This window comes from Rhodococcus olei (genome assembly GCF_039540555.1).
Classification (GTDB): Bacteria; Actinomycetota; Actinomycetes; order Mycobacteriales; family Mycobacteriaceae; genus Rhodococcus_G; species Rhodococcus_G olei.
Window position 1 is genome coordinate 484129 of the sequence record NZ_BAABFB010000075.1, and the last position, 23706, is coordinate 507834.

The window sequence follows — 23706 nt, forward strand, 5'->3', positions numbered from 1 at the left end:
ATGACCGCCATCGCAGAACTGACCCAGACGGACATCGAGGCCTTCCTCTACCGGGAGGCCCGGCTGCTCGACGACCGCGAGTTCGAGAAGTGGCTCGACTGCTGGCATCCCGACGCCGAGTACTGGATGCCGGCGTGGGACGACAACGGGGAGACCACCGAGGACCCGCAGACCGAGATCTCGCTGATCTACTACCCGAACCGGGGCGGCCTCGAGGACCGGGTGTTCCGCATCCGGACCGACCGGTCGTCGGCGACCTCCCTCCCCGAGCCGCGAACCGGCCACAACATCACGAACGTCGAGGTCCTCGCGCGCCGCGGCACCGAGATCGACCTGAGACACAACTGGTTCTCGCTGTACTACCGGTACAACACCACCGACACGTACTTCGGGACCAGCTACGTCACCCTCGACGTCTCCGGCGCGGCGCCGGTGATCCGGAAGAAGAAGATCGTCCTCAAGAACGACTACATCCACCACATCGTGGACGTCTACGTCGTCTGAACCACCCCCGAATCACGAAAGAAGGCACAGGCCATGAGTTTCCAGGTGGCATTGAGCTTCGAGGACGGGGTGACCCGCTTCGTCAAGTGCGGACCGAACGAGACGGTCGCCGACGCGTCGTACAAGGCACGCATCAACATCCCACTGGACTGTCGCGACGGCGCCTGCGGCACCTGCAAGGCGCTGTGCGAGTCCGGCAGCTACGACGGCGGCGACTACATCGAGGAAGCGCTGACCGACGACGAGGCCGAGCGCGGCTACTGCCTGCCGTGCCAGATGGTGCCCGAGTCGGACCTGGTGCTCCAGATCGCCTCGACATCGGAGGTCGCGAAGACTTCCGCCGCAACGTATTCCGCCACGATCACCGAGATCCGGCGACACTCCCCCAGCACCGTCGGGTTCACCGTCGAGATTCCCAACCGCGACGACCTGGTGTTCCTGCCCGGCCAGTACGTGAACATCACGGTGCCCGGCACCGATCAGACCCGCTCGTACAGTTTCAGCACCGGGCCGACGGACTCGGCGCTGGCGTTCCTCGTGAAGATCACGCCGGGCGGACTGATGTCGGACCACCTCACCGACCACGCGCAGGTCGGTGACACGCTCGAGTTCACCGGCCCGTTCGGCAGCTTCTTCCTGCGCCAACGCAAGCGCCCCGCACTGCTGTTGGCGGGTGGCACCGGCCTGGCACCGCTGCTGTCGATCCTGGCCACGATGCAGACCGAGGACACGGACCTGCCGGTGCACCTGATCTACGGTGTCTCCTCCGACCAGGACCTGGTCGAACTGGACACGCTCGAGGCGTACACGCGGTCGCTGCCGAGCTTCACGTTCGACCACTGCGTGTCCGATCCGAACTCGTCCGCCGCCAACAAGGGCTACGTGACGTCGCTGTTCGAGCCACGGCACCTGAACGACGGCGACGTCGACGTCTACCTGTGCGGGCCGCCGCCGATGGTCGAGGCGGTCCGCACGCACCTGGGCACCGAGGGCATCACGCCGGTGAACTTCTACTTCGAGAAGTTCAACAACTCGGCGACCGCCGCCGCTGCACCGGAACCCACCGAGGCCGAGCTCGCCGCGGCCGAGCGGGCCTCCGCCACAACCGGGCTGCCCGTCGCAGTCGCGACCGTGACGGTCGACGCCGGCTACGAGATCGGCGAGGAGCACGCGCCGGTCGCCGAGTCGGACGCCCAGTTCGACGCACGGATGGCCCTGGAGCTCGGTGCGCTCGAACTGACGATCCGCCGGCTGACCCCCGAGCAGCTGGTCGAGTACCGCATCCTCGCGGAGGCGTCGACCGCGTCGATCGACCGGGACCACTTCACCGACGCGGGCGCGTTCACCGACACGAACGCCGCGTTCCACGACTTCCTGTTCCGTTGCTGCGGCAACCCGGTGCTGCTCGAGGCCTACCACCGGCTCGAGGTCACCCGCCTGATGCGGGAGGTACTGCGCACCGCCTCGTGGGTGGACGAGCAGGTTCCCCACGACCATCTCGCGATCGTGAGGGCGTTCGAGAAGGGTGACCGGGCCGCCGCCCGCGACCTCATCGTCAGCCACGCGGAGCACGCGAAGGCCACGATGCGCCGGGCGATCGCGGACTCCGCAGCGGTGGGAACCCGATGAGCCCCGCGGTGTTCGCCGGCCGGTTCGACGACCGGGCCGTCGCCGTCACCGGCGCGGCGCAGGGCATCGGGCGGACCGTCGCGACCCGCATCGCCGCCGAGGGCGGCGCGGTGGTGCTGATCGACCGATCCGAGATCGTGCACGAGGTCGCGAAGGAACTGCGGCGCAGCGGTTTCGATGCGCACTCGGTGACGGCGGACCTCGAGACGTTCACCGGAGCGCAGGCCGCGATCGACGAGGCGCGTGCTCAGCACGGCCGGATCGACGTGCTGATCAACAACGTCGGCGGCACCATCTGGGCCAAGCCCTACGAGCACTACACCCCCGAGCAGATCCAGGCCGAGGTACAGCGGTCGCTGTTCCCGACACTGTGGACCTGCCGCGCGGTGCTGCCGCACATGATCGCGCGGTCGGCCGGCACCATCGTCAACGTGTCGTCGGTGGCGACCCGCGGCGTCAACCGCGTCCCGTACGCGGCTGCGAAGGGCGGGGTCAACGCGATCACCGCGTCGCTCGCGCTCGAGGTCGCGCAGTACGGGATCCGCGTGGTCGCCTCGGCACCCGGCGGCACCGACGCTCCCCCGCGGCGCGTGTCCCGCGGACCCGCCGCCCAGGACGAGCAGGAGGTCGCCTGGTACCGGCAGATCGTGGACCAGACCGTCGACTCGTCCCTGCTCAAGCGGTACGGATCACTCGACGAACAGGCCGCCGCGATCACCTTCCTCGCGTCCGACGAGGCGTCCTACATCACCGGCACGGTCCTGCCCGTCGCCGGCGGCGATCAGGGCTGACGCCCCGCCCACCATCCGGGCCTCACCGACAGGCCGTGCCCCTGCCGGTGAGGCCACCTTTCTGCCCCGTTTCAGATGTGACCCCACTCACAGACCGGAGCTCTCCATGACCGACACCACCACCTGGGCCGGTGCCCGACACCGGCGCAGCGTCACCTGGATCGTCGCGCTCGCCGCGCTCGCGATCGTGTTCGACGGATACGACCTCGTCGTCTACGGCACGATCGTGCCGACCCTGATGGCCGATCCCACCCAGATCGGCGAGGTCTCCGCGCAGCAGGCCGGTGTGCTCGGCTCGTACGCCCTCGTCGGCGTGATGGTCGGCGCCCTGGTCACCGGCGCGTTCGGCGACCGGGTCGGCCGCCGAAAGACGATGCTGGTCAACATCGTCTGGTTCTCCGTCGGGATGGGCGCGACCGCGACATCCACCAGCGTCACCTCGTTCGGGATCCTGCGGCTGCTCACCGGCATCGGCGTCGGCGGCCTCGTCGCGACCGCAGGCGCCGTGGTCGCCGAATTCGCCCCCGCAGGCAAGCGCAACCTCTACAACGCGATCGTCTACAGCGGTGTCCCCGCCGGTGGTGTGCTCGCGTCCCTGCTCGCCATCGGCCTGCGCGACGTGATCGGCTGGCGCGGGCTGTTCTGGATCGGTGCACTGCCGCTGTTGATCCTGCTGCCGCTCGCGCTGACGAAGCTGCCCGAGTCACCGCAGTGGTTGCTCAGCCGCGGCCGCCGCGAGGACGCCACCGCGGTGTCCGAGAAGTTCGGGATCCCACTTCCGACCGAGACCCCGGCACCAGCCGAGAAGGTCGGTTTCGCCGCTCTTGCGACCAGGCGGTACGCGGTCGGCACCGCGCTGCTCGGGCTGATGAGCTTCGCCGGCCTGCTGCTGACGTACGGCCTGAACACCTGGCTGCCGAAGATCATGGCGGACGCCGGGTACGACGCGAAGGGCTCACTGTCGTTCCTGCTGGTGCTCAACGGCGGCGCCATCGTCGGCGGTCTGATCGCGTCCCGCTTCGCCGACCGCTCCGGCCCGCAGCGGGTCATCGCCACCACCTTCGTCCTGGCGGCCCTGTCGCTGGTGCTGCTGACCGTCGGGTTCCCACCGTCGGTGCTGATGATCGCCGTCGCCGTCGCCGGTGTCGGAACCATCGGCACGCAGGTGCTCGTGTACGGATTCGTCTCCAACTACTACGAGACCTCCGCCCGCGCGGCCGGCGTCGCATGGTGCGCCGGATTCGGGCGCCTCGGCGGCATCGTCGGCCCTCTCGTCGGGGGCCTGCTGATCGGCGCCGGACTGAGCAACGACGTCAACTTCCACATCTTCGCCGTGATCGCCGTGGCCGGGGCCCTGGTGACGATCCTCGTCCCGGCCTCCCGGACCGACACGACAGTCCCGGACACACGCCCGGCCCGGGCTACCGTGGACGTGTGACGGCGCACTCGATGTTCGTCGGACGCGACCGGGAGCTCGCCGAGCTCGATCAGCTCCTCGACGAGGCGAGCACGGGCACCCCCGTGCTCGCCCTCGTCGAGGGGCCGTCCGGAATCGGAAAGAGCGCCCTCGTCGAGCAATTCGTGGGCCGGTTGGACGGCTGGGCGATCCACGCCGCCACCGGTGTGTCCTGGGAGGCAGCCCACCCCTGGGGAGTGGCCGAGCAGTTGCTCCGCAGTCCCGTGTCCGCGACCGATCCCGTCGACGTGGCGCACGACCTCCTCGCCCGGACCGTGACACCCACCGTGCTGGTCGTCGACGATGCGCACCTGTCCGATTCGGTGTCGCTCCAGGCGCTGGTGTCGGCGGTGCGCCGGGCCCACGCCCGGGCACTGCTCGTGTTGCTGGTGGTGCCCGACGTGCTGGGCGAGGACGTCGACCCGGCCACCCGGCGGCTACTGGTCGGGCTCCGTCCCCCATCCGTGTCAGTCGGACCCGTCGACGTCGAGACGATCACCCGACTCGCGCTCGGCAAGCTGGGCGCCGACCTCGAAGCGTGGACCGCCCGCCGGCTGGCCGAGCACACCGGCGGGAATCCCCGTGCGGTGCTGCAACTCCTCGAGGAGGTGCCGCGGCACCGCTGGCTCGGGTGGCAGGCGCGGTTTCCGGCACCCCGCGAACTGGCCGCCACGGTCGCGCGCACACTCGCCGCGTGTCCCCCCGGCACCCGAGCGCTCGTCGAGGCCGTCGCCGTCCTCGGGGACGACTGCTCGTCGTCCCGGGCCGCGGCGCTGGCCGGCCTCGACGATCCCGTCGCGGCCCTGGATTCGGCGCACCGGGCCGGACTGCTCGTGATCCGCTCCCAACTCGGCGACGTCACCCTCGCGTTCCCCGACCCGATGACCGCCGTCGCCGTCGCCGACGGGATCGGCCCCGCCCGGTGGTCCGAATTGCACACTCAGGCAGCCGCAATCGCCGAAGACACCGGTGCGGCCCTGTTCCACCTGGTGTCCGCCACGATGACCGACGACGCCGAACTCGCGGACCGGCTCGAAGGGTATGCCGACAGCAGGGCCGCGGACGGTGCCTGGTCCGACGTGGCCCGGGCCCTGATCACGGCCAGTCGTATCACCCCGGAACATGGCGTCCGTGCGGGCCGGCTTCTCCGTGGCGTCGACGCGCTCACCGGAGCGGCGGACCTGCCCCAGGCTCTGACGTTCCTCCCCGAGATCGAGAACCTGCCTGCCTCTCCGAAACGCGACGCGGTGCTCGGCTATCTCGCCATCCAGCGTGGGCGCCCCGCGGAGGCACACCAGTTCCTCACGCGGGCATGGGAAAGCGGTGACGACGACCCCTCGGTCGCGGCGCTGGTCTGCCAGCGGATGGTGCTGCACTCGCTGTGCCGCCTTCGCGGCGGCGAACTCGTCGAGTGGGCCGACCGCGCCCGCGCACTCGCCGGCGAGGCCACACCCGCTGCCGTCGAAGCCGCCGCGATCCGCGGGCTCGGGCTGGGGATGAGCGGGTCGGCCGAATCCCGAACCTTCTACACGGATCTGCCCGGCTACATGCGACTGGGTGCGCAGGGCCAGCGTGTCAGGATGGCGGAGGGGTGGCTCGCGCTGGCACTCGACGACCCCGACACCGCCCGCACCGAACTCGAGAGCGCCGAACCCACGGAGTTCCGTGGCGGGTCGCTGCGAATCTCGTTGTGGGCGCAGGCCTGGCTGGCCCGCACCCAGTTCGCCCTCGGCGCATGGGACGAGACCATCCGCACCGTGGACCGGGCGGCGGCGCTGCTGGAGCTGTCCGGGCTGGACCTGGTGCGCCCCCTGGTGCACTGGACCGGAGCGCAGGTGCACGCGCTCCGGGGGAACTGGACCGCGGCCCGCCGACACCTGCGCCGGGGGCGCGCCGGCGGCAACGACTACCCGATCATGCTCGTGCCGTCCTGCCTCGCCGCCGCGCAGTGCGCCGAGGTCGCCGCCGACTACGACGGCGTCCTGCGGCACCTCGAACCGCTGGTGGCCCTGCGCGACCAGGACGCGCTCGACGAACCCGGATTCTGGCCCTGGCCCGATCTGTACGCCAACGCGCTCGTCATCACCGGGCAGGTGGACCGGGCCGACGAATTCCTCGTCCCCCACGAGGCGCGGGCGACCGAACGCGGTCACCGCTCGGCGATGGCACGGCTCGGATACGTGCGCGGCCGGATCCTGGGTGCCCGCGGTGACATCGCCGCCGCGCGTGAGACCTTCGAGGGCGCGTTGAGTCATCTGGCGGCGCTCCCGCTCCCGTACGACCGCGCCCGCGTCAACTATGCCTACGGCCAGACCCTGCGCCGGGCCGGGCGCCGCCGCGAGGCCGACGCGGTGATCCGCACGGCCCGCGAGCTGTACGCGACATTGGGTGCGGCGGCCTACGTGGCACGCTGCGACCGCGAACTCAAGGCCGGCGGCGTGCGGACCGCCGAGCCGGCACCGGACCGCCCGACGTCCGACGTCGGATCCCTGACCCCGCAGGAACGCGCGGTCGCGACACTCGTCGCCGCGGGCAAGAGCAACAAGGCCGTGGCCGGAGAGCTGTTCCTGTCCGTCAAGACCGTCCAGTACCACCTGACCCGGATCTACGCGAAGCTCGGCATCCGCTCCCGCGGCGAACTGGCAGCCCGTTTCCGAGAACACGATTGAGGATCACCCACGTCATGACCATCGTCGACGACCCGGCGGCCACGACCGGGACACACCGGCTGGAGCGCCCCGCCCGCCCCCGGACCAGCCTCCGGAGGTTGGTCCGCGACGTCGGACCCGGATACGCCGCCAACGGCCTGATCGGCCTGATCTTCTCGTGCACCGGCCCCGTCGCGGTGATTCTCGCGGCAGGCGCCGCCGGCGGGCTGAGCGCCGCGGACATCGCGTCCTGGATCTTCGGCGTGTTCGTGCTCAACGGGATCCTCACCATCGCAATGAGTCTCGCCTACCGGCAGCCGCTGGCGTTCTTCTGGACCATTCCGGGCACCGTCGTCGTCGGAGGGTCGCTCGGGCACCTGAGCTGGCCGGAGGTGATCGGCGCGTTCCTCGTCACCGGCGCGCTGATCCTGCTGCTCGGCGCGTCGGGGCTGGTGCGCCGCGTGATGGCGGCGCTGCCGATGCCGATCGTGATGGCGATGGTGGCCGGTGTGTTCCTGAAGTTCGGGGTCGACCTGGTGAGCGCCCTCGGTGCGGACGTCGCGATCGCCGCACCGATGGTCGCGGTGTTCCTGGCGTTGAGCGCGTGGGTCCGGGCCGGGAAGTGGATGCCCCCGATCCTCGGCGCGCTGCTGGCCGGGGTGGTCGCGGTCGCCGCGTCGGGACGATTCGCACCCGCTCCCGGATCGGGCGCGATCCTGGCCGCGCCGGTGTTCACGGCACCGGTCTTCACCTGGTCCGCGATCGCGGAACTGGTGCTGCCGCTGGCGATCACGGTGCTGGTCGTGCAGAACGGGCAGGGCGTGGCGGTGCTGGCTGCCGCCGGTCACCGGCCCCCGGTCACGGTGTCGACGATCGCCTGCGGGCTGTGGTCCCTGGCCGCGGCCTGCGTCGGCGCGGTGTCGACCTGCCTGACCGGCCCGACCAACGCGTTGCTCGTCGCGTCCGGGGACCGCGGGCGGCAGTACACCGCCGCGGTGACGTGCGGCGCCCTGGCGATCGTGTTCGGCTCGTTCGCCCCGGTGTTCGTCCGCGCGATGACCGCGGCCCCGGTCGCGTTCGTCGCGACCCTCGGTGGACTGGCCATGTTGCGCGCACTGCAGGGGGCGTTCGTGGCCGCGTTCGGCACCAGGCACACGATGGGGGCACTGGTGGCGTTCGTCGTCACCGCCGCAAACGTGACGTTCCTGAACATCGGGGCGGCGTTCTGGGGTCTGGTGGCCGGGATGACGGTGTCGTGGATGCTCGAACGCGACCAGTTCAGGCGCTCGGGCGATCCCGGATCCGCGGCGTGACGTGGTCGGGCGGGCACCTCACGCCACGTCGACGGTGGCGGTCTCCGCGGCCAGCACGTCCGCGAGGAAGGACGTCGGGACCCGCGCCCATTCCGGCGGCCACCGACCGGCGAGACGGTCGTCGCGCAGGTCGACGACGAGATCCCGGACGTAGAGCGGACTGTCGAGCAGGTACCGGGTCATGCCGAGCTCTGCGCACTGCGCGGCGATCGAGGCGAGCAACCTCTTCGCCTCGTCCGTACGTCCTGCCGCCGCCAGGCAGACCACGAGCAGGCGTTTGGCCTGCATCAGGGCCCGGCGCCGCCCCGAACCCTCCAGCATGTTCGCCCATTCCTGCGCCCAGGTGCAGGCGAGCCGACCCGATTCGGGGGAGTTTTCCGCCACCAGCAGCCTGATGGCGGTGTCCTCGTCGAATTGTGCGGTGATCGCGTCGATGCCCTCGACGGGGCGCGGACGTCTCGCGTACTCGACCCGGGACGGCGGTCCGAGCCCGGGAGTCGGGGGCAGGCCCAGCCGGATCCGTTCGTTCTCGATCCTGGCTCGCAGTCGTGGCAGGTCCAGCGTCGCCGCCGTCCGGGCGCCCTCGTCGAGGCGCTGTGCCGCCGTGGTCCGGTCTCCGCGGACCGCCTTGATCCGGGCTCCGGATGCGTACCGGGCGAGCTTGAAATCGACCAGTCCACCGCCCGCGCCGAGCTCGCCGGCCTCGTCGAGCAGTCGTTCCGCCTCGTCGAGCCTGCCCTGCTCGTACAGCAGTTCGCCGAGCATCGACCCGGCCAGCCGCGCGACGAACGAGTGGCTCCCGCCCGATCGCCGGGCAACCCGCACGGCCTTCCGGAAGCTGTCCTGAGCCTCGCGGACATCGAGGCGTTCGCTGGCGACAATTCCGACGAAACAGTGTCCGTGCATCGCGCCGTACGGACCGATGTTCCGTGCGTGGTAGGGAGCGGCCCACTGCTGCAGTCGGAGCGCCTCGGCGAAGTCGAACCGGTAGATCGCGGCGAAGGAGGCAATGTTCGCAGCCGAGGACACGACGAACGGCCGCAACATGTCCGGGCGCGCGAGAGCCGCCTGGACGAGGTCATCGATGCCCTCCACCCGGTCTGCGCGAGCCGCCACCACGGCCTTCGCCACGTCGACCTCGGCCCGCATCTCGGCCTTCTCGTCGGCGGTCGGCGAGCCGTGGTCGAGCGTGGACTCGACCAGGTCGAGTGCTCGCCGCGTGGGCTCGGCACGATGCAGCAGGATGTTCGCCCACGCCACCGCGAGCTGTAATCGGGGGCGGGACACCACGATGTGCGGCGGAAGCTTCGCCACGAACCCGAGCAGGGTCGACATCTGGGCATGCTCGAGGAGATGCACGCCGTCGCGTTCGACCAACTCCACTGCCTGCTCCTCGTCACCTGCCGCCATGGCATGGTCAACGGCCTCGCTGATCAGCTTGTGCTCAGCGAACCACCGGGAGGCGATCCGGTGCAGTTCGGCGATCCGCTCGGGATCCTCGCGTTCGAGCCGTTGCTGCAGGAACTGCGCGAACAGCGGGTGGTAGCGGAACCACTCCCGGTTCTCGTCCATGGCGCGCAGGAACAGATCTCGCTCCTCGGCCCGCTCGAGCATCATCTGCCCGGGGCCGACGCCGGCCAGTGCGGAGGCCAGGTCGCCGGAGAGTCGCCCGGCCACGGAGGTCGTGAGCAGGAAGTCGAGCATGTCCGGTTCCAGGGTGCCCAGCACGTTCTCGGTGAGGTATTCGCCGATGGCGCGGTGCCGTCCCGACAGCGACCCGATGAACTGCTCGCGGTCGTCGCTGTTGCGCAGCGACAACGACGCCAGCTGCAGGCCCGCCGCCCACCCCTCGGTTGTCGCGGTGAGCTCGTCCACTCCGTCCTGGTCGAGGGGCAACCCCCCCAGCTCGACGAGCAGGTCGTGGGATTCCGCGGCGTCGAACCGGAGGTCGGTCGAGTCGATCTCGACCAGGTCGTCGCGCACTCGCATCCGGCTCAGTGGAAGTCCGGAGCGCCGCTGAGTGGTCACGACGACCTGGAGGTGGTGGCAGGCGTTGTCGAGCAGGAACTCCATCGCGGCGACGGTCGCGGCATCGTCGACGCGGTGCCAGTCGTCCAGGACGAGCACGACGGGTTCGTCGGCCTCGTGGATCTCGTTGATCAGCGCGGTCAGCACGTATCGGTCGGCCCCGTCACCGTGATGCTCGAGCTCCTGGTCGAGCTCCCGGACCAGGGCGGGGCGCACCCGCCGGATCGACTCCAGGAGATGCCCCAGGAACCACACCACATCGTTGTCGTCACGATCGACGCTCAGCCAGGCGACGGCCCGCCCCTCCCCGGCCAGCAGGTCGCGCCACTGGGTGGCGAGCGTGGTCTTGCCGAAGCCCGCCGGCGCGTCGATGACGGTCAGCAGCCGCCCGTGACCGGCCCGCAGCAGCTCGATCAACCTGTCACGACTCACCGGCGTCCGGATCGGCGCCGACGGATGGAACCGAGTCTCCGGGACGACCGGGACGGGGGTGCGGGCCGATGCCCCCCGCTGGGTGCCGCGCCGGCCCGTGCCGGACCGGCCGGTGTGTTCGTCGGCACGGGCGAGCTTCGGGTCCGGCGGCAGCGGCAGGTCGTCGACGACCAGGCCGTGGCGGTCCTGGATCGTTCGCAGGTTCTCGCCGAACTCGGCGGCGGTCCCGGGCCGATCGGCCGGGTTTCGGGCCATGGCCGCTTCGATGACGGCGCACAGGTCGTCGGGGATTCCCTCATCCCGCAGGTCCGGAACCGACTGCGTGGTGATGCGCAGGAACTGTGCCACCAACCGCTCGCCGCTGCGGCGTTCGAACGCCGCATGCCCGGTGATGGCACAGAACAGCGTCGCACCCAGCCCGTAGACGTCCGACGCGGCGGTCGCCGACCGTCCTTCCAACACCTCCGGGGCGGTGAACGCCGGCGACCCGGCCACCGTGCTCGTGGTGGTCTCGAAACCACCGGTGACACGCGCGATGCCGAAGTCGGTCAGCTGCGGCTCGCCGTAGTCGGTGATCAGGATGTTCGCCGGCTTGACGTCGCGGTGCAGGGTACCGATCCGGTGTGCGGTTTCCAGCGCGCCCGCCACCTTGACGGCGATCCCGAGCGCCTCGCTCCAGTCGAGCGGGCCGGAACGTCGGATCCGAGCCTCCAGCGAATCGCGCGAATGACACGGCATCACGATGTACGGCCGCCCGGACGGCGTGGTGCCGACCTGCAGGATGTTGACGATGTTCGGGTGGCCGGACAGCGCGCCCATGGCACGCTGCTCACGCAGGAATCGCTCGAGATTGTCCGGATCCAGATCCGACGTGAGCACCTTGATCGCGACCGTCCGGTCGAGGGCACGCTGCAGGCAACGGTAGACGACGCCGAAGCCACCCCGCCCGATCTCGTGGGCGTCTTCGAATCCGGCCTCGGCCAACTCCGCCACGATCCCGGGAGTCGGACCACGCTGCGTTATCAGCGGATCGAATTCGGCCATCACCTTCGACCCCGACACTTGAGGTCCACACCCACGCGATCACTTCACGACCACGTGATCCCGAGCATAGTCGGCCGCAGGAGAGTCCGGGGCGTCGGCACGCTCGGCGGTGACTGCACCGAAGCGAAACGCGACATCGCCGCGGCACGGCGGGCAGCACAGTCCTCGGGGTCAGCCCCGCAGCGTCGACGAGGGCGAGACCCCGTACTTGCGCCGGTACGACGCGGCGAAACGGCCGGTGTGGGTGATACCCCACCGCAACGCGACCTCGGTGACCGACGTGTCGGACGGATCGCCCGCGACGAGCTCCTCGTGGATCCGCTCGAGCCGTAGATCCAGCAGGTGATCGCGGGGACACACGCCCAGGTACTCGCGGAAGCCCTCCTGCAGTCGGCGCACGCTCACCCCCGCGACCTCCGCCATGTCCGCGGACGTCCACGGCTGCGACGGGTCCTCCTGGAGACGGTCGAGGACTCGCTTGACGATGCGGGGACGGGCCGCGCCACCGGCGTCGTCCGGCATGACCGCCAGCACGAACGCGGCGGTGAGCGCACCCGACAGCTGCTCGGCGACAATCGGGTTGCGCCACAGGGTTTCTCCGCCACGCACCCCCTCCATGACCGAGCGGAGCAGCGCCATCCAGCTCTCCCCCTCCGGTGTGGACAGGTCCACCTGGTCGGGGAGCCGGCGGTCGGGGCGTCCCAGGATGCGCGCCATCTCCCGCCGCAGGTGGTCCCGGTCCAGCTTGACGCCGACGATCTCGCAGTCGTCGGTCCAGCGGGTGATCACCGCGTCCGTGTCGGGCGGGAACACCGACGCCTGACCCGGCAGTGACACCACCCGGCGACCCTCGGTCACCGATTCGATCCGCCCCGACAGCGGGATGTTCACGGCGAACGCTCCGGGATGCCGGGACTCGACGGAAACCTCTCCGCCCCAACCGATCCGCGCGAGCCGCAGCTCGCCGAGCTGCAGCGCCCGGACGTCGAGGTGTGGCTCCGAGCCGGCGGCCAACGGCGTCAGGACGTGCGGGAAGTACGCGTCCGAGACCGCGTGTTCGGCTTCGCCCCAGTCACCCGGACCGGCCGCCGTGTCCGTCGCCGTGCGCACCGCACCCTCCTCGCCCGTCCCGATCGGGACCTTCGACCCCAGTGTGATGGGCGACACGTCCGGTGGCAACAACGCCCGGACGGGTTCGCCGCGCAAAACGGATAGTCGGACCGCTCAGCGGATCGCCGACCCTCGTCCACCGCGCCTATGTTCTACGTCACACCTACCCGAACCCCCTCACACGGAGCACGCAATGGACTCACGCCGACTCCGAAACATCTTCGGACAGTTTGCAAGTGGCGTCACCGTCATCACCTGCGCGAAGCAGGACGGCACGCCCCACGGGGCCACGGTGACCGCGTTCACCGCGGTCTCGCTGGAGCCGCGCCTGTGCCAGGTGACGCTGACCCGGGCGTCGAAGGCGTGCAGCTTCCTCGCGGGCGCACCGTTCGCGGTGAACATCCTCGCGGCGGACCAGATGGACGTCGCGCTGCACTTCGCCGGACGCCCGGCCTCACCCGAGCCGGTCTGGGAACCGGGTCCGACCTCCCCGGTCCTCGCCGGCACCGCCGCCACCCTGTCCTGCATCCCGTGGCGCGAGTACGACGGCGGCGACCACGTCATCTTCATCGGGGAGATCGTCGACGCGCAGTGCCGCGACACCTCGCCCCTGCTCTTCTACCGCAGCGCCTTCCACGACCTCGGCGCGCCGAGCGGTGCCGCCGCCTGGAACGGCTCGATGGACGACCCGCACAGCGGCTGGTTCGACGCGGGCACCAGCTTCACCCCGCTGCACCTGGCCACCGCCACCCGCTGACCATCCCCACGATCATCCGAATCCTGTTTCACCCCAAGGAGATCTCATGACCACCACCGAGTCCCGGCCCACCGACAACGTCACCGACCGTTCCACGGTCAACCCCGCCGCGGACGCGCCGGCGAACACGCGGCAGAACTTCGCCACCCGCCCGATGACCGGCGACGAGTACATCGAGTCGATCAAGGACGGTCGCGAGATCTACCTGCACGGCGAGCGGGTGCGGGAGTTCTGGAACCATCCGGCGTTCCGCAACTCCATCCGGATGACCGCACGCCTGTACGACGCGCTGCACACCGGCGACCACGTCGACACGCTCACCTGCCCCACCGACACCGGCAACGGCGGCGTGACGATGCCGTTCTTCAAGACCCCCACCAGTTCCGACGACCTGCTGCGTGAACGCGACGCGATCGCCACCTGGGCGCGGATGACGTACGGCTGGATGGGCCGCAGCCCCGACTACAAGGCCAGCTTCCTCGGCACCCTCGACGCGAACAGCGAGCTGTACGCCCCATTCCAGGACAACGCGAAGCGCTGGTACCGCGAGTCGCAGGAGAAGGTCCTGTACTGGAACCACGCCATCATCAACCCGCCGGTGGACCGCCAGCTGCCGCCGGACCAGGTCGGCGACGTGTTCATGAAGGTCGAGAAGGAGACCGACGCGGGCCTGATCGTCTCCGGCGCGAAGGTCGTCGCGACCGGCTCCGCGATCACCAACTACAACTTCATCGCCCACTACGGCCTGCCGATCAAGAAGAAGGAATACGCCCTGATCTGCACGGTGCCGATGGACGCCCCGGGCATCAAGCTCATCTCGCGCGCCTCGTACTCGCAGAACGCCGCGGTCGTCGGCTCCCCGTTCGACTACCCGCTCTCGTCCCGGATGGACGAGAACGACGCCATCTTCATCTTCGACAAGGTGCTGGTGCCGTGGGAGAACGTCTTCATGTACGGCGACGTGGAGAAGATCAACGCCTTCTTCCCGCAGTCCGGCTTCCTGCCCCGCTTCACGTTCCAGGGCTGCACCCGCCTGGCGGTCAAGCTCGACTTCATCGCCGGCCTGCTGCTCAAGGCGCTCGACGCCACCGGCGCCGGCGGCTTCCGCGGCGTGCAGACCCGGGTCGGCGAGGTCATCGGCTGGCGCAACCTGTTCTGGTCGCTCACCGAGTCGATGGCCCGCGACCCCGAGCCGTGGATCGGCGACACCGTCATCCCGAAGCTCGAATACGGCCTGACGTACCGGATGTTCATGATCCAGGGCTACCCGCGGATCAAGGAGATCATCGAGCAGGACGTCGCGTCCGGCCTGATCTACCTGCCGTCCTCGGCGGCCGACTTCAAGAACCCCGAGGTCCGCCCCTACCTCGACAAGTACGTCCGCGGCAGCGACGGCATCACCGCCGTCGACCGGGTGAAGACCATGAAGGCCCTGTGGGATTCGATCGGATCCGAGTTCGGCGGCCGCCACGAACTGTACGAGCGCAACTACTCCGGCAACCACGAGAACGTCAAGGCCGAACTGCTGTTCGCCGCCGAGAACCGTGGCGTCGTCGCCGGGATGCGCGGTCTCGCCGAGCAGTTCATGGGCGAGTACGACCTCGACGGCTGGACCGTTCCCGACTTGATCGGCAACGACGACGTGACCGCGTACTACAAGAAGTGACCGAACCGCCGCGCGCGGGTGGGCCCCGGCTCACCCGCGCGCGGCGCGTGTCGGTCCCCGCACCTAGGGTTTCCCACCGTGGCGAAACCGAAATCCAGCTACCGATGCACCGCCTGCCAGTACACCGTGGCGAAGTGGGTCGGTCGCTGCCCGGAATGCGGCGAGTGGGGTTCGGTCGAGGAGGCCGCACCGGTGCTGGCGGCCGTCGCCAACCGGCCGGGCGCGACCGCGGCCAGGGCCGGCGCGGCGCTGATCCCCAACTCCCCCGCGACCCCGCTGTCGGAGGTCAGCGCGACCATCAGCCGCGCGAAACCGACCGGGATCCCGGAACTCGACCGGGTCCTCGGCGGCGGGATCGTGCCGGGGTCGGTGGTTCTGCTCGCCGGCGAGCCGGGCGTCGGCAAGTCGACGCTGCTGCTCGAGGTGGTGCACCGGTGGGCGCGGCGCGGCCCCGAGGACCGCTCGCTCTACGTCACCGGTGAGGAGTCCGCCGGTCAGGTCCGGCTGCGGGCCGACCGCACCGGCGCCGTCCACGAACGGGTGTACCTGGCCGCCGAATCCGACCTCGCGACCGTGTTCGGCCACGTCGACCAGGTCAAGCCGACACTGTTGATCGTCGACTCGGTGCAGACGATGCTCGCCGCCGACGTCGAGGGGGTCACCGGCGGCGTCACCCAGGTCCGGGCGATCACCGCCGCGCTGACCACCCTGGCCAAGACCAGCGGCATCCCGGTGCTGCTGATCGGGCACGTCACCAAGGACGGCGCGGTCGCCGGCCCGCGCGCGCTCGAGCACCTCGTCGACGTCGTGCTGCACTTCGAGGGCGACAAGCACTCGACGCTGCGGATGCTGCGGGGCGTGAAGAACCGCTTCGGATCCGCCGACGAGGTCGGCTGTTTCGAACTGCACGAGGACGGCATCGAGTGCGTCGCCGACCCGTCCGGACTGTTCCTGCACCACCGCGAGGACACCGTCCCCGGCACCGCGGTGACCGTCACGATGGACGGCAAACGTGCGATGCTCGGCGAGGTGCAGGGCCTGGTGGTGACCACCCAGAACCCGTCCCCGCGGCGCGCGGTCAGCGGGATGGACGCGTCCCGGGTCGCGATGGTGCTCGCGGTGCTCGCCAAACACGGCAACGTCCGGACCCACGACAAGGAGGTGTACGCGGCGACCGTCGGCGGCATGCGCGTCACCGAACCGTCCGCGGACCTGGCGCTGGCGCTGGCGATCGCATCGGCGTACCGCGACACCTCCCTGCCGTCCGGCCTGGTCGTACTCGGCGAGGTCGGCCTGGCCGGCGAGGTCCGGCGCGTCACCGCCGTCGGGCGCCGACTGTCCGAAGCCGCCCGACTGGGGTTCACCCACGCGGTCGTTCCCCACGGCTGCGGGCCGCACCCGGCCGGAATCAAGGTGACCGAGGTCGGCAGCCTGCAGGAGGCGTTGCGGGTGCTGCCGCGCAGGCTGCGCCCCGTGCCGGAGTGAGCCGGGCGTTACAGGGTCGAGTCGCCGAACGTCGGCAGCCCCGTCGGCTGGCCGTCGACGAACTCCTGCATCGGGGTGAAGTGCTCGGGCTTGATCTTCAGGAACAGGCCGCGCGAGGTCGCGACGATCTCGTCGCTCGCCGCCGCGCCCTCGACGATGCGGACCTCCGAGCTGGTGTACACCTTCCGCCGGATCATGCCGTCGATGCGGGCCCGGAACTCGAGCACCGAACCGAGCGGGATCGGGCGGGCGAAGTCGATCTGCAGGTGACCGGTGACCACCGCGGTTCCGAGCAGCATGCAGGCCATGCCCTGCGTCTCGTCGAACGCGGTCGTCAGGATGCCGCCGTGGATCACACCCGGTCCGCCCTGGTAGCGCGATTCGGCGGTCAGCCTGCCGACGACCTCGATTCCCTCGGTCGCGGTGAAGTGCATGGAGACCCCGGTCGGCTGGTCGTCACCACACCCGAAGCACTTGGCCCAGTGCTGGGGCAGCGCAGCGCCGGGGGCCGGGAAGGAGTCCGGCCGGGTCGGGATTTCGAGATCTTCAGGCAAAGTCCAGGTACCGCTCACGCCTGGGTAATCTAGTCGGCACACATCCGCGCGGGACGAGGGCCTCCCGCGCATCGGCACTGCGCCACGCGTGTTCGGCGAGGCAGCGCGTTCGACGAAGCAGGGGGGACGGCGATGGACGGCACCGCGGCCACGCTCCGCGAGACCATTGCCCGGTTGGCGCCGGGAACCGAGCTCCGGGACGGACTCGAACGGATCCTGCGGGGACGCACCGGCGCCCTGATCGTGCTCGGCTACGACGACGAGATCGAGGAGCTCTGCGACGGCGGCTTCGAGCTCGACGTCGAGTTCGCACCGACCCGGCTCCGAGAACTGTCGAAGATGGACGGTGCGGTCGTCCTGTCCACCGACGGCACCCGGATCGTCCGCGCGAACGTGCAACTGGTGCCGGACTACAAGATCCCGACCGTCGAGTCCGGTACCCGGCACCGCGCCGCGGAACGTACCGCGATCCAGACCGGCTACCCGGTGGTGTCGGTGAGCCAGTCGATGAGCATCGTGTCCGTGTACGTCGGTGGCGTCCGGCACGTGCTGGAGGGGTCGCCGACCATCCTGTCGCGGGCCAACCAGGCGGTGGCCACCCTCGAGCGCTACAAGTCGCGGCTCACCGAGGTCACCAACGCCCTCTCGGTCGTCGAGATCGAGGACTTCGTCACCCTGCGCGACGCGCTGACGGTGACGCAGCGACTGGAGATGGTGCGGCGCGTGTCGGTGGAGATCGAACGTGACGTGCTCGAACTCGGCACCGACGGCCGGCAGTTGGCGCTGCAGCTCGAGGAACTCGTCGGCGACAACGACCAGGCCAGGCAGCTGGTGGCGCGGGACTACCTGGCCGGACCCGGGCAGCCGGCCACCGAGGCGGTCGAGGACACCCTCGCCCGGCTCGACAAGCTCACCGATGCGGATCTGCTCGACCTCACCACCCTCGCACGGGCGTTCGGCTACCCGGCGACGATCGAGGCACTCGACGCGCCGATGAGTCCGCGCGGCTACCGGGTCCTCGCGCGGGTGCCGCGCCTGCAGTTCCACCAGGTGCACCGCCTGGTCGCCTCGTTCGGCACCCTGCAGGGCCTGCTCGCGGCGACCGCCGCCGACCTGCAGGCCGTCGACGGGATCGGTGGGCTCTGGGCCCGGCACATCCGGGAGGGTCTCTCCCGGCTCGCCGAGACGTCGATCACCGGCCCGTTCGACTAGTCAGCTCAGGTTGAACGGCTCCGGCGAACTGCGCAGGTTGCCGAGCTGGCCGACGACCGTGTACGCACCGGCGCCGACCGGGTCGCGGGGCGCGGTGCACCCGGGAGCCGACGTCGCGCCCGACCACTTGACCGTGAACGCCGCCTGCTCGCCCGGCGCGAGGGTGCGGGGGTCGGGGGTCGAGTTCGGGTAGCAGTCGACGTTCGACCACAGCCGCTTCTGCCCGTCGAGCGTGTAGACCAGGACCTGTTGCATCCCCGCGCCGAGGTCGCGGTCGCAGGCGGTGTTGCCGATGTTCGTGATGACGATCCCGAACTCGGGCTCCTGCCCCGCCGGATACGTCGACTTGTCGGCGCTCACCTTGATGGCCAGCGAGCTGTCGGGGCACTGCCCCGGCGCGGGAGCGGCGGCCGCCGTCCCGGATGCCGACGCCGACGCGGACCCGGACGCGCCACCTCCCCCGCCGCCGCTGCCGGCCCCGTCCGACGGTGCAGCGGTGCCGGTCGCGGTGGCCGAGGTGGTCGACGTCAGGGACGAACTCGCGGCCGCCGCGTCGGCGGACGGGTCATCGCCGCCCCCACGCAACGCGGAGACGATCCAGACGACCAGGATCAGTGCGACCACCGCGGCGCCGATGGCAAGCCACCGGCGGCGCCAGTAGATCTCGGGGGGCAGCGGCCCGGACGGTTCCATCACGGATACCACGGTAGGTGTCCGCGGTATCCGCACCGCCCACCAGGTCCGGCGTGTCGCTCACGCGAGGCGTGTCAGAGCGCGTCCCGCTCGTCGACGACCTCGCCGATCTCACCTTCCACACCGCGCAGCTTGATGCCGCCGTCGGCGAGGGTGTAGGTGACGCCGACGATCGCGCAGGTGCCGTCCGCGACCTTGTCGGCGATGATCCGGGACCGGTCCATCAGCAGCCGGCCGGTCTCCACGACGTGTCGTCCCTCGAGCTCGTCGACGGTGCTCAGGCCCTCGTTGCGGCCCACCAGGATCGACGGCGCGACCCGCTCGACGATGCTGCGGATGAAGCCGCCGGGCACCTCGCCCTTGTCGAGTGCGGTGAGTGTCGCTGCGACCGCACCGCAGCTGTCGTGGCCGAGCACCACGATCAACGGCACGTTGAGGATGTCGACGGCGTACTCGATGGACCCGAGGACCGAGCTGTCGATGACGTGACCAGCGGTACGCACGACGAACATGTCGCCGAGCCCCTGGTCGAAGATGATCTCCGCGGCGACACGTGAGTCACCGCATCCGAACAGCACCGCGGTGGGGTGCTGTCCCTGGACGAGTTTGGCCCGGTCGGCGATGCCCTGACTCGGGTGCAGCGAGTTGTCGCTGACGAACCGCTCGTTACCCTGCTTGAGGGCTTTCCAGGCCGAAATGGGGTTCGAATTGGGCATGCCTGCCATTGTGCACCCGACCCCGAATCGGGCATCGCAGCGACCTGGTGAAACGACGAAGGACAGGTGTGACGATCGGATGAATTCCTCCGCACTGATCGGCTGGTACGAGCGCCAGGCCCGGGACCTTCCGTGGCGCCGGGACGGGGTCACGGCCTGGCACATCCTGATGAGCGAGATCATGCTGCAGCAGACCCCGGTGGCGCGCGTCGCGCCGATCTGGGAGCAGTGGGTGGCCCGGTGGCCGGTGCCGTCGGCGATGGCCGCGTCGAGCCAGGGCGAGGTGCTGCGGGCGTGGGGCAAGCTCGGCTACCCGCGGCGGGCGCTGCGACTGCACGAGTGCGCTGGTGTGCTGGCCGGCGACCACGACGACATGGTGCCCGCGGACGTGGACGTGCTGCTGACCCTCCCCGGCATCGGCGCCTACACCGCGCGCGCCGTCGCCTGCTTCGCCTACGGGCAGCGAGTTCCTGTGGTGGACACCAACGTTCGGCGCGTGATCGCCCGCGCCGTCCACGGGTCCGCCGAACCGGGGAATCCGTCCACCAAGCGGGACCTCGGCGACGCGGAAGCGCTGCTGCCCCGCACGCGTGACCGGGCGGCGATGTTCTCCGCCGCACTGATGGAACTGGGCGCCACGGTGTGCACCGCACGCACACCGGACTGCGCACGCTGCCCGCTCGACGACTGCGCGTGGGTCGCGGCCGGACGGCCCGCGTACACCGGGCCGGCACGGAAGGTGCAGAAGTTCGCCGGCACCGACCGGCAGGTTCGCGGCCGCCTGCTCGACGTGCTGCGAAACGGCCACGGACCGGTGGAACGCGCACTGCTGGACCAGGTCTGGCTCACCGACACCGCGCAGCGGGACCGGGCCCTGGACTCGCTGCTCGTCGACGGGTTGATCGAACAGACCGACGACGGACTGTTCGCGCTGGCCGGCGAGGGCTAGTCGAGGTCCAGTTCCAGTTCGCCGGCGCGGGTCAGCGCCGCGCCGAGGGCGTCCGCGTCCGTCACCAGGACGTGGAGTGCTTTCGCCGCGACGAGCAGGGCGTCGACGTCATTGCCGTAGACGCTGACCATGCCGGCTTCGGGATCGAAGCCGACCGCCGCGAGGACGTCCGGAGCCCGGTCCGTGAGCACCGCGAGGAGCGCACCGGAGAACTCGTACCCGGAACCCTCGATTCCGTGCGCCTCCAACGCCGATCGGTGCTGGTGCCACTCGGGACCACCGGGCGAGTAGATGACGCTGGAACCACTGCCGCCGGAGACGAGTCGGACCGGCTCGAGTGCGTCGAAGTCGCTGGGAGTTGCCATGCGGCAGACCGTAGCGAGGGCGTCCGACAGGACCGCGATCAACCACCGCGAGCGGGTACCTCCGCCCGAAGGTCGCGGCGCAAGGACTCCACCGCCGTCCGGTTCGCCGCGCGTCAGGCGATCGGCTGCTACAACCTGGCGGTGCCCAGTTCACGTCGCCACTGCAAGGGTGTGGTCCCGCGCCAACGGCGAAACGCGCGGGTGAGTGCGCTCTGATTGCCGTATCCCAGCAATCGGCTGATCTCGACCAGCGGCAGGTCGGTCTGAGACAGGAGCTGCTCGGCGAGCCGGTGCCGGGTCTGGTCGACGATCTCCTCGAAGGTCGTACCGCCCCGGGCCAGATGGCGATACAGCGTGATCCGGTGCACGGCGAAGAACTGCGCGATGCGATCGACGCTGCAGTCGCCGGACGGCAGCATCGACTCGACGACCCGTCGCACCTGGCCGACGATGTCGTCGACCGCACCGGTCTGCAACTGCTGGAGGTGCCCGTGGAAGAACTGACGGAGCTCCGGGTCTGTTCCCGAAACACGCTGCTGTAGAAGCTCTTCGGGAAACAGCACCTCGTGCCTCGGCTCGTTGAAGTGCACGGGCGCACGGAAGAAGCGACGGTAGAGCTCGGACGACGCAGGCTCGCGGTAGGAAATCCGCACCAACGTGGGTCGCCAGGATCGGGCCAGCAGCAGCTCCACGATCTTGACGTGGGCGACGAGGTAGGCCGTCAACAGCTGGTCGCTGCCCGGGAACGTGCCGTCGACGATGATCGACCGGGCGACGTAGCCGTCCGCAACGCTGATCGTCGACGCGATCCCCCGGTACCAGATTGGGCTGAACCGGCCGACCGCGTCCAGCGCCTCGCCCACCGTGCCCGCGTTCACGACGAGAAAGCGCAGCGGCCCGGTGTTGCCGAGCGAGGCGTACTGGCCGAGCAGCAACCCGAGGTGATCACAGGCCGTCGCCGCCGCAACGGTGTCGACGATCCGCCCGTGCACCTCGATCGGCAACGGCGTCAGCGGATTGTGTTCGAGGAGTTCCGGGGTCACCCCGTGCGCCTCGAGCACCGGCCACGCGTCGACCCCGAATCGCATCGCCACCGCGGGGACGTTCGCGAGTACGCCGGCCGGCAGCAACCTCGCGGTGAGCCCGCTCCCCGACTTCGCCATCGACGGCCACCTCCTGCAACGTGAAGACAAATTCTTGTTACCCAAGGATAAATCCTTGCATGTGATGCGCATTACTTTCGAAGTCGCACGAGGCGGGGACCACCGAGAACCGCCGGGATCCGAAGGTAGGCGACATGCACTTTCTCGACGACAGTCTGTACCCGGAGAATCAGGAGAAGCTGGTCATCCAGGTAGCGCCGTACGGCCCGCAGTGGCTGCCGAGCGATTCCGACGACATCGCGGTGTCGATGGACGCCCAGATCCAGAAGGCCGTCGACTGCTGGAACGCGGGTGCGTCCGTGCTGCACGTGCACGTCCGCGAGGAGGACGGGAAGGGCTCGAAGCGGCTCTCGAAGTTCAACGAGATGATCGGCCTGCTGCGCGAGGCGGTTCCCGAGATGGTCCTGCAGGTCGGCGGATCGATCTCGTTCGCGCCGGAGGACGAGGGCCAGGCAGCCACCTGGCTCGACTACGACACCCGCCACATGCTCGCCGAGCTGGACCCGGCACCCGATCAGGTCACGGTGGCGATCAACACCAGCCAGATGAACATCGTCGAGATGCTCACCAAGGACGACGTGCGGGGCACGATCCTGGAGAAGCCGGAGTACGTGAAGGCGTACACCGAGATGGTCTCCGACGCCCGGCCGTCGTTCTACATCGAGCACCTCGAGCGGCTCGCGAAGTCGGGCATCCAGGCCCACTTCATGCTCGGCCACGTGCATCAGCTCGAGACGGTCGAACGCCTGATCCGCAAGGGCCTGTACACGGGTCCGCTGATCCTGAACTACGTCGCGATCGGCGGCGGCGCGGCGGGCTTCAACCCGTCCGATCTGATCGAGTTCGTCCGCCGCACACCGGACGGCGCGGTGCTGACGATCGAGAGCGCGATGCGCGCGGTGCTGCCGATGAACACGATGGCGATCGCCATGGGCCTGCACGTGCGGGTCGGCATCGAGGACAACCTGTGGGGCCGCAAGGGCGAGCGGATCACCTCGGTCCAGCAGGTCGAGCAGACGGTGCGCCTGGCCCGGGAACTCGGCCGCGACATCGCCGACGGCACCGAGGCGCGCCGGATCTACAAGATCGGCGAGATGTACTCCAGCGTCGACGAGACCATCGCCAATCTGGGGATGGCACCGAACCGGCGCATCGGCCAGCGGGGCTTCACGGTCCCCGGCGTCGCCTGAG

At 70.0% G+C, this 23706-nt stretch carries 19 protein-coding genes; 12 read left to right on the plus strand and 7 right to left on the minus strand.

What is annotated here, in order from left to right; all coding sequences use genetic code 11:
* From benB to ABD951_RS26965, 6 genes are all read left to right on the plus strand, one after another.
* Window positions 1–504 (plus strand): benzoate 1,2-dioxygenase small subunit, encoded by a 504-nt coding sequence (gene benB, locus ABD951_RS26940; RefSeq protein ID WP_345352982.1) that lies wholly within the window; start codon window positions 1–3, stop codon window positions 502–504.
* 33 nt (window positions 505–537) lie between these two features.
* Window positions 538–2133 carry a benzoate 1,2-dioxygenase electron transfer component BenC gene (gene benC, locus ABD951_RS26945; RefSeq protein ID WP_345352985.1) on the plus strand — a complete coding sequence of 532 codons (1596 nt, stop codon included), beginning with the start codon at window positions 538–540 and terminating at the stop codon, window positions 2131–2133.
* On the plus strand, window positions 2130–2924 hold the full coding sequence (gene benD / locus ABD951_RS26950; RefSeq protein ID WP_345352987.1) for a benzoate diol dehydrogenase BenD: 795 nt from the start codon (window positions 2130–2132) through the stop codon (window positions 2922–2924). Before benC ends, benD begins: the two co-directional genes overlap by 4 nt.
* 106 nt (window positions 2925–3030) lie before the next feature.
* Complete coding sequence (locus tag ABD951_RS26955; protein WP_345352989.1) at window positions 3031–4362, plus strand: MFS transporter; 1332 nt, start codon at window positions 3031–3033, stop codon at window positions 4360–4362.
* Between the two features lie 11 nt (window positions 4363–4373).
* Entirely contained in the window at window positions 4374–7049 is a 2676-nt protein-coding gene (locus ABD951_RS26960) for a helix-turn-helix transcriptional regulator (protein WP_345353271.1), read from the plus strand.
* A 14-nt stretch (window positions 7050–7063) separates the two neighbouring features.
* Complete coding sequence (locus ABD951_RS26965; protein ID WP_345352991.1) at window positions 7064–8341, plus strand: benzoate/H(+) symporter BenE family transporter; 1278 nt, start codon at window positions 7064–7066, stop codon at window positions 8339–8341.
* Window positions 8342–8359: 18 nt separating this feature from the next.
* On the opposite strand, the gene ABD951_RS26970 is transcribed toward ABD951_RS26965, so the two are convergent.
* Window positions 8360–11845: a protein kinase domain-containing protein gene (locus ABD951_RS26970; protein ID WP_345352993.1), complete on the minus strand. Its 3486-nt coding sequence runs from the start codon at window positions 11843–11845 to the stop codon at window positions 8360–8362.
* Window positions 11846–12016: 171 nt separating this feature from the next.
* Window positions 12017–12955 (minus strand): AraC family transcriptional regulator, encoded by a 939-nt coding sequence (locus tag ABD951_RS26975; RefSeq protein ID WP_345352995.1) that lies wholly within the window; start codon window positions 12953–12955, stop codon window positions 12017–12019.
* Window positions 12956–13148: 193 nt separating this feature from the next.
* Here ABD951_RS26975 and ABD951_RS26980 point away from each other — a divergent pair, with 193 nt between their 5' ends.
* The 3 genes from ABD951_RS26980 to radA all read left to right on the plus strand — a co-directional run bounded on the left by ABD951_RS26980 (window position 13149) and on the right by radA (window position 16863).
* Complete coding sequence (locus ABD951_RS26980; RefSeq protein WP_345352997.1) at window positions 13149–13712, plus strand: flavin reductase family protein; 564 nt, start codon at window positions 13149–13151, stop codon at window positions 13710–13712.
* A 46-nt stretch (window positions 13713–13758) separates the two neighbouring features.
* Window positions 13759–15378: a 4-hydroxyphenylacetate 3-hydroxylase family protein gene (locus ABD951_RS26985; RefSeq protein ID WP_345352999.1), complete on the plus strand. Its 1620-nt coding sequence runs from the start codon at window positions 13759–13761 to the stop codon at window positions 15376–15378.
* Window positions 15379–15456: 78 nt separating this feature from the next.
* Complete coding sequence (radA, locus tag ABD951_RS26990; protein ID WP_345353001.1) at window positions 15457–16863, plus strand: DNA repair protein RadA; 1407 nt, start codon at window positions 15457–15459, stop codon at window positions 16861–16863.
* A gap of 8 nt (window positions 16864–16871) precedes the next feature.
* Here radA and ABD951_RS26995 read toward each other — a convergent pair whose 3' ends face one another.
* Complete coding sequence (locus tag ABD951_RS26995) at window positions 16872–17435, minus strand: PaaI family thioesterase (RefSeq protein WP_345353004.1); 564 nt, start codon at window positions 17433–17435, stop codon at window positions 16872–16874.
* Window positions 17436–17549: 114 nt separating this feature from the next.
* On the opposite strand from ABD951_RS26995, the gene disA reads away from it, so the two are divergent.
* Complete coding sequence (gene disA, locus ABD951_RS27000) at window positions 17550–18629, plus strand: DNA integrity scanning diadenylate cyclase DisA (RefSeq protein WP_345353006.1); 1080 nt, start codon at window positions 17550–17552, stop codon at window positions 18627–18629.
* On the opposite strand, the gene ABD951_RS27005 is transcribed toward disA, so the two are convergent.
* Complete coding sequence (locus ABD951_RS27005) at window positions 18630–19325, minus strand: DUF4232 domain-containing protein (RefSeq protein WP_345353008.1); 696 nt, start codon at window positions 19323–19325, stop codon at window positions 18630–18632.
* 71 nt (window positions 19326–19396) lie between these two features.
* A complete protein-coding gene (locus ABD951_RS27010) occupies window positions 19397–20038 on the minus strand; it encodes a carbonic anhydrase (RefSeq protein WP_345353010.1) in 642 nt (213 codons plus the stop codon).
* Between the two features lie 79 nt (window positions 20039–20117).
* Here ABD951_RS27010 and ABD951_RS27015 point away from each other — a divergent pair, with 79 nt between their 5' ends.
* A complete protein-coding gene (locus ABD951_RS27015) occupies window positions 20118–20987 on the plus strand; it encodes an HhH-GPD family protein (protein ID WP_345353012.1) in 870 nt (289 codons plus the stop codon).
* Here the strand turns inward: ABD951_RS27015 and ABD951_RS27020 are convergent.
* Entirely contained in the window at window positions 20984–21352 is a 369-nt protein-coding gene (locus tag ABD951_RS27020; protein WP_345353014.1) for an Imm51 family immunity protein, read from the minus strand. The genes ABD951_RS27015 and ABD951_RS27020 overlap by 4 nt on opposite strands.
* A 128-nt stretch (window positions 21353–21480) precedes the next feature.
* Window positions 21481–22515: an AraC family transcriptional regulator gene (locus ABD951_RS27025; RefSeq protein WP_345353016.1), complete on the minus strand. Its 1035-nt coding sequence runs from the start codon at window positions 22513–22515 to the stop codon at window positions 21481–21483.
* 134 nt (window positions 22516–22649) lie between these two features.
* On the opposite strand from ABD951_RS27025, the gene ABD951_RS27030 reads away from it, so the two are divergent.
* On the plus strand, window positions 22650–23705 hold the full coding sequence (locus ABD951_RS27030; protein WP_345353018.1) for a beta-keto acid cleavage family enzyme: 1056 nt from the start codon (window positions 22650–22652) through the stop codon (window positions 23703–23705).
* Window position 23706 lies beyond the last annotated feature (1 nt).